At 55.1% G+C, this 6,652-nt stretch carries 6 protein-coding genes, 1 tRNA gene and 1 pseudogene; 3 read left to right on the top strand and 5 right to left on the bottom strand.

Going from position 1 to position 6,652, the window contains the following annotated elements; translation table 11 throughout:
* Positions 1 to 163, bottom strand: a pseudogene (locus QFX31_RS07670) (RNA-guided endonuclease TnpB family protein); the annotation flags it as partial.
* Between the two features lie 165 nt (positions 164 to 328).
* Here QFX31_RS07670 and moaA point away from each other — a divergent pair.
* Positions 329 to 1,228: a GTP 3',8-cyclase MoaA gene (moaA, locus tag QFX31_RS07665; RefSeq protein ID WP_348531520.1), complete on the top strand. Its 900-nt coding sequence runs from the start codon at positions 329 to 331 to the stop codon at positions 1,226 to 1,228.
* Between the two features lie 204 nt (positions 1,229 to 1,432).
* Here moaA and QFX31_RS07660 read toward each other — a convergent pair.
* Positions 1,433 to 1,504, bottom strand: a tRNA-His gene (locus QFX31_RS07660).
* 451 nt (positions 1,505 to 1,955) lie between these two features.
* On the opposite strand from QFX31_RS07660, the gene QFX31_RS07655 reads away from it, so the two are divergent.
* On the top strand, positions 1,956 to 3,338 hold the full coding sequence (locus QFX31_RS07655; protein ID WP_348531519.1) for a transposase: 1,383 nt from the start codon (positions 1,956 to 1,958) through the stop codon (positions 3,336 to 3,338).
* 41 nt (positions 3,339 to 3,379) lie between these two features.
* Entirely contained in the window at positions 3,380 to 3,586 is a 207-nt protein-coding gene (xseB, locus tag QFX31_RS07650) for an exodeoxyribonuclease VII small subunit (RefSeq protein ID WP_348531521.1), read from the top strand.
* Between the two features lie 169 nt (positions 3,587 to 3,755).
* Here xseB and QFX31_RS07645 read toward each other — a convergent pair whose 3' ends face one another.
* From QFX31_RS07645 to iorA, 3 genes are read right to left on the bottom strand one after another with little or no spacing between them, the layout of a single operon-like run.
* Entirely contained in the window at positions 3,756 to 4,205 is a 450-nt protein-coding gene (locus tag QFX31_RS07645; RefSeq protein WP_348531518.1) for a HEAT repeat domain-containing protein, read from the bottom strand.
* A gap of 14 nt (positions 4,206 to 4,219) precedes the next feature.
* A complete protein-coding gene (iorB, locus tag QFX31_RS07640) occupies positions 4,220 to 4,807 on the bottom strand; it encodes an indolepyruvate ferredoxin oxidoreductase subunit beta (RefSeq protein WP_348531517.1) in 588 nt (195 codons plus the stop codon).
* Positions 4,804 to 6,588, bottom strand: coding sequence for an indolepyruvate ferredoxin oxidoreductase subunit alpha (gene iorA, locus QFX31_RS07635; RefSeq protein WP_348531516.1), 1,785 nt, complete (start codon positions 6,586 to 6,588; stop codon positions 4,804 to 4,806). Before iorA ends, iorB begins: the two co-directional genes overlap by 4 nt.
* Between the last annotated feature and the right edge of the window lie 64 nt (positions 6,589 to 6,652).

The raw sequence follows: 6,652 nt of genomic DNA, 5'->3' as shown, positions 1-6,652 counted from the left end.
TCGCGACTATATGCCTGGAGATGCGATGGTTGACATCCCTGGTGAATCGCTTCATCCTGCCGGAGAGCTTCTTGAGATGCCTTTTAGCAGACCTGGTACCCACACTCTGGAGCCTGGCTCTGAGCGAGTCGAGTCGTTCTCTGGTCTCCAGAAGCTTCTCGCCGTGCTGTGTTGGATAAGTAATGAAAATCGGCAAGCAGAAGGTGATTCCGGGAATGTGTGGAGAATAGATCGGAATCGACATCTGGAGACGTGATTTTGAGAAAGTTCCCCAGCACAGCAGTGCACAGCAAATCCGCTAAATAGTATCAGCCGATTCTTCAGCACAATGGTCCTCATAGACCCATACGGACGTAAGGTCACAGGTCTGCGCATGTCAGTTACATCCAGATGCAATCTCAGATGCATCTACTGTCATCATGAGGGTGAGATGCCGGCAGATCGCGAGATCTCCAGGGAGATGGCGGTGAATGTGGTGAGCGCTGCATCACGTCTCGGCATGAGGAGTGTTAAGATAACTGGAGGAGAGCCGCTGATGCGCACTGATCTTGAGGAGATGATAGCCGGATTCAAGGAGGTCGCGCCCGGGATCGAGATCTCGATCACCACCAATGGTGTATATCTGAAGGAGCGGGCTGACCGGCTCGCAGCAGCCGGGCTCTCGAGAGCTAACATAAGCCTGGACTCGCTGGATCCTGAGAGGTACAGGCGCATCACCGGCGCCAGAGAGGGCGATCTGGAGAGGGTTCTCTGCGGGATTGAGTCTGCTCTGATCTCGGGATTGCGACCTGTAAAGCTCAACATGGTCGTTCTGAGGGAGAACGAGTGCGAGATCCCGGATATGATCGAGTTCTCCCGGAAGAACGGCATTATCCTCCAGCTCATCGAGCTGCTCGGGGATGGGCCGAAGGGTGATCTGGAGAGTGTTGAGAGGATGCTTGAGGCTGAGGCGGATGGGGTTCTGACGAGAGAGATGCACAGGCGCAGGAAGTACTTTATTAAAGGCGCTGTTGTTGAGATCGTCAGGCCCATGGACAACACTGAGTTCTGCGCTCACTGCAACCGGCTAAGGGTGACCTCCGATGGAAGGCTGAAGCCATGCCTCCTGAGAAACGACAATCTGCTGGAGATAGGATCGACGGATCCGGATGAGATCGAGATGCTGATCGTGGAGGCTGTGAGGAGAAGAGCGCCGTTTTTCGATGGAAGGGCACATGCAGGCCGCTGAGCGGTGGAGTGATCTGCGGTCTATCCATCATGCAAACAGGACCAAAAGAAGCGGTAACGCGCAAAAAGTGCTGTGTTGGATAAGTCATGAAAATCCGCAAGCAGAAAACGATTTCAGGAATGCATGGAGAATAGACCGGAATCGATATCTTGAGACGTCATCACGGGAGGTAATCCAACACAGCAGCGAAAAGCGATATTCCTAGGCCGGGACCGGGATTCGAACCCGGCTCGAGGGATCCACAGTCCCGCAGGATGACCACTACCCTATCCCGGCGCGCGAGGAGATCGAGTCTGTAATCGGAGATAAAACTTTCTCTCAGGAGACTGAGCTGTGGAGTCATGATATCGCCGCCGTTCCAATTGTATGCAGTTGGAACTATCGATCGTGGCTCATCTCCGCTAATTATCGGAAAGCTTGATTGAGCTGGATTTTCGGTACCGTTGAAGCTTCTCTTTTCGCCATTCTAAACATTCCACTAATTCGTTTGGATGAGCCTCGATCGTTTACTCGTATCACTGGAACAGTCCCTTTAGGCGCATTACCTCATGGAGTCAGCGATGTCACATGCTGTTGATCTCAATGATTCGAGTACACTGCTAATCATTGGACAAACAGATTTATAGAAGAGCAGGCAGAAGACCCCTCCCCTTCAGGGGAGGGATGAATGCCGTACGATTTCGGGATAACTAGATATACTTTTGGCTAGTCTTCATTTGGGAGGGAAATGAGATCTGCCTACAAGTTCCGGCTGTATCCGACTGAGGATCAGGCCAAGCGCTTAGAGGAGATTCTGGAGACCTGCAGGCAGCTATATAACTGGGCGCTTGAAGATAGGAAGAACGCATACAGCAACGAAAAAATCAGCCGGACGTACAAGGATCAGGCTACAATGCTGGTAGTCGAGAAGAAGAGAGGAAACTTTGCTGGAGTTCACTCACAGGTTCTCCAGGATGTACTCAGACGTGTTGACAGAGCGTTTCAGAACTTTTTCAGGCGGGTGAAGAGCGGAGAGAAACCAGGCTATCCACGGTTCAAGGGCCGAGGATGGTACAAGTCGTTCACGTATCCGCAAAGCGGATTCAGGCTGGATGGCTCAAAACTGATACTCTCCAGGATAGGTGCCATCCGGATATTCAAGCATCGAGAGATCGAGGGCAAAATCAAGACATGCACAATTAAGCGCGACAGCACCGGTGCATGGTATGCGATCTTCTCCACCGATACAGAAGAGGAACCGCCGAAGGTCGAGCCTGAGACTGCGATAGGCGTCGATGTAGGTATCAAGAACGCTGTAACGCTCTCAACCGGCGAGACGTTCAGCTACCCGCGATATCTCGTACGGATGGAGAAGAAGCTGGCTGCTGCACAGCGCTGTCTCTCTCGGAAGATCAAGGGCTCGAAGAACTGGATCAAGCAGAAGCTGAAGGTCGCTAAGATCCATAAGAAGATCAGGAATCTCAGAAATGAGTTTCTGCATCAGATCTCTAAGAAGATCGTGGATAAAGCGGATCTCATAGTGTTTGAGAATCTGAATATCAAGAGCATGGTCAGGAACCACAGCCTAGCGAAACACATCTTAGATCACTCCTGGGGTCGATTGATTCAATACACGACTTACAAGGCTGCAAGGGCTGGTAAGTCTGTTGAGCTGGTCGATTCCAGATATACGTCACAGCGGTGCTCAGGTTGTGGTATCATCGTACCGAAAACGCTTGAGGATCGAGTCCACGAGTGCCCGCGATGCGGGATCAAGCTGGACAGAGATCATAATGCAGCGTTGAACATTCTCACCCTCGGACTGAGGGGTAGTGCCTGTGGAGAAGCGGCTACTGAAGTAGCCGCTGCTTCTACGTTAGTAGAAGCATACTGGATAACAGGATCTATGAAACCTTCGACTTCGTCGAAGGGCTTCGACGGCTCTCGATACAATCGAGAGGCTTCGACAAAGTCGAAGCGCAGGAAGCCCTTCCCCTTCAGGGGAAGGGAGGAAGTCACATTAAGTCCAGATAATATCCAGTGCTGTCAGCGCAGCCGCACAATGGGAGATCTCAAAACAGCGTCGGCGGTGCAGTATGTGCCTCTGCAGGACCCGCTACCGGCTGTTTGAGACACATAACTCGGCCTGGAATGTGAAGGAGCGTGGTTGAGATATCGGAGCAATCCCTTGAGAGCGCTCTGGACGAGCTGGAGGAGATCGTCAGGGAGCTCGAGTCAGGCAGGCTATCGCTCGACGAGAGCCTGGAGCTATTCGAGCGGGGCATCCGTCTTGTGAGGATCTGCAGCTCTAAGATTGAGAGCGCAGAGCGCAGAATAGAATCGCTCACAGGAGTGATACCCGAGGATCTGCTCGAGTGAAATGCGAAAAAACCGCGTCGGCCAAGGCGGCCGGACGCGCATCACATTCCAAAACAAACACCCGCAGGGAGGGCAATCCATAAAATCCACAGATAACGGAGCCGCCGACCCTATGCGCCCCACCGGTGACATTCTCTCCGGGGGAGATTTTGCGCCCTGCTGCTCTATGTCACTTCTTCTGGCCAACGACCCCCATCGCCATCAGCGACGCCCTCGCCTGGATCCTGACGACAATATTCTCATCGCTCATCGCGTTCTTTAACGGCTCTATCGCCCTGGGATCCTTCAGCTCACCGAGCACCCATGCAGCCCCGGCCCGTATATTCTCGTCCGGGTCATCCAGGGCCTGAAGAACTCTATCGAGTACTGCCGCCCCCCTCTCGGAGAGCCTGACCATCGCGTTGCTTCTCACAATATGATCCTCATCCCTCATCGCCTGGATGAGGGCCTCGATGACCTCCGGCCCGTCTCTGGTGGCGAGAATGCTCACAGCGTTCGACCTGACGAGCATGTTCCTGTCTCTGGTGGCCTCTATGAGACGATCCGTTGGCCATGATTCGTCGGGCATGACCTCTGGGATCTCGGGCTCATCGCTCCTTTTATCGGGGTTAATCTCCATAATAAAAAATACAGCTATCCGGATACTTCAGCCTTTCCCAGCTCGAAGGCCTTCAGGTTGACATCGATGTACTTCCTTGGAACTGAGTCCCTTAGCGCCTCCAGGACCAGAGCCTCCCCGATCGGCATGAACTTGGACATGGCTCCGAGCATCACGATGTTTGCCGCCTGTGAACTTCCGGCCCTCTCCGCGATCTCTGTTGCATTCATGGGTATCACGCGTGCGATGCCTCTCAGCGGAGCAAGTATCTCCTCAATCTCCGGATACCTGAACTGGCCCGTGGTGACCGTGGTGGGGAGCACGGGCTTTGTGTTCACCAGAGCGACTCCGCCGCGGGAGAGATACCTTCCGTACCTGAGGGCCTCAGCCGGCTCCAGAGCCAGGAGGATGTCAGCGCCGCCCTCGGGAACCATCGGGCCGTAGACGCATCCGAGACGCGTGTGGTTTATGACGCTACCGCCGCGCTGTGCCATGCCGTGTGTCTCCGCAGCTCTGACAGGAATGCCCGCCCTGAGCGCTGCCCTTCCTATGATCTCCGAGATCAGAATCACGCCCTGTCCACCAACACCAACAATCACCATATCGCACTTCGATGTTCTCATTTCACCACCTCTATCGCGCCCTTCGGGCAGATCTGCGCACAGACCCCGCATCCGGTGCAGAGCTGGTTGATGGCCGCCTTCTCATCGAACTCTATGGCCGGACAGTTGAACTCAACACACTGCCTGCATCCCACACACTCATCGGTGACCCTGTAGCGCCTGAACCTCTCGCCCTTCCTTCTGAGGAGTATCCTGCATGGTGCTCTCGATACGACCACAGAGAGCCCGGGGAAATCCCGTGCGCGCGTGAAGGCGCCTATGCTCTCCTCCAGATTGTACGGATCAACGCATTCGACATGGCCCGCGCCGAGAGCTTTCGCGATCCCCTCCAGGGAGATGCGCACACTCTCCTCGCCTGTCGCTGTGATTCCTGTACCGGGATGTGGCTGGTGGCCGGTCATCGCTGTGGTCGAATTGTCTAGTATCGCCACGGTCATTCTGGATCTGTTGTATGCTGCGTTTAACAATCCTGTCATCCCAGCATGCAGGAATGTCGAGTCGCCTATGCAGCAGCAAACCGGGCGCTCATCGCCGCCGAACCTTATGCCTGAGCCGATTGTGATGCTGGCGCCCATGCACAGGCATGTGTCCACGGTGCCCATTGAGACCCCAATGGTGTAGCATCCGATGTCGTTTGTGTATATCGCGTCCTTTCCGAAGGCCTTTCGCATGGCGTAGTATGCAGCTCTGTGCCCGCATCCAGGGCAGAGCGATGGCGGCCTGGGCGGGACGATCTCAGCGCCGGGGAGATCTCCAGGCACTGTAACGCTCATGCCGAGCATCCTGGCGATCGCATTTCTCACCGTGAGGAGATCCAGTTCGCCAGCTCTGGGGATATCACCGCTTCTCTTCCCCAGGATCTCCAGCTCCGGATTGAAGCGTTTCGCCACCATTTCGACCTGCTCCTCAATGACCGGCTCGAGCTCCTCGACCACCATGACCCTGGATGTGTGCTTCACGATCTCCTCGATCATGCGCGATGGAGCTGGATATGTGCCTATACGTAGCAGGGAGAGGTCCTCACCAAGATTTGCCAGAGCCTCCTCTGCGTAGAGACCCGCTATGCCTGAGGCTATCACACCCACATCCCCTCTCAGCGCAAGCCTGTTCCAGGGGGCGGATTCGAGCTCTCTCTCGATATCCCTCTGCTTATCGATCAGCTCCCTGTGGAGACGCCTCGCATTTACGGGCAGGGAGACACGCCGCGCAGGATCCTTTCTGAATCCACGGCCCCTTCTCCTGCCATCAGGTATCTCGCCGAGCTCCACATCAGATCTCGCGTGCGATACGCGTGTCGTGGGGCGGAGGAGCACCGGCACGCTGAAACGCTCTGATAGGCTGAATGCGTAGACCGTCATGTCCTTCGCCTCCTGCGGGTCAGCGGGATCGAGGCAGGGAACAGATGCGAACTGCGCATACCGCCTCGTGTCCTGCTCGTTCTGAGACGAGTGGCAGTAAGGATCATCAGCAGAGACTATTACGAGCCCGGCGTCGACCCCTAGATACGCCAGCGTCATGAACGGGTCGGCTGCTACATTCAGGCCGACGTGCTTCATCGTCGCGACGGATCGCGTTCCGGCCCAGGACCCGCCTATTGCGACCTCAAGAGCAGCCTTCTCATTGACAGACCATTCGACATGGATGTCATACCTGGATGCGATACCTGAAAGGGTATCTATGATCTCAGACGATGGGGTTCCTGGATATCCGGCCACAAGACCTGCACCGGCCTCCAGGATCCCTCTTGCGATTGCCACGTTGCCCAGAAGATATTCTCGCATGGAAAGCCCTTCCCGGGTGGTAGCCTGTGCTTATGATTTATAGATCCAGTGGCCGGATCAACAG

Source organism: Methanothrix sp. (assembly GCF_030055635.1).
Lineage (GTDB): Archaea > Halobacteriota > Methanosarcinia > Methanotrichales > Methanotrichaceae > Methanothrix_B.
The sequence above is the reverse complement of the archived record's forward strand: the minus strand, read 5'-3'. Positions and strand labels throughout refer to the sequence as shown.

Excerpts from the sequence above, each read along its gene's own strand:
- QFX31_RS07645 (WP_348531518.1), bottom strand. The coding sequence starts at position 4,205 with ATGGAGATTAACCCCGATAAAAGGAGCGATGAGCCCGAGATCCCAGAG.
- iorB (WP_348531517.1), bottom strand. The coding sequence starts at position 4,807 with ATGAGAACATCGAAGTGCGATATGGTGATTGTTGGTGTTGGTGGACAG.
- moaA (WP_348531520.1), top strand. The coding sequence starts at position 329 with ATGGTCCTCATAGACCCATACGGACGTAAGGTCACAGGTCTGCGCATG.
- QFX31_RS07655 (WP_348531519.1), top strand. The coding sequence starts at position 1,956 with ATGAGATCTGCCTACAAGTTCCGGCTGTATCCGACTGAGGATCAGGCC.
- iorA (WP_348531516.1), bottom strand. The coding sequence starts at position 6,588 with ATGCGAGAATATCTTCTGGGCAACGTGGCAATCGCAAGAGGGATCCTG.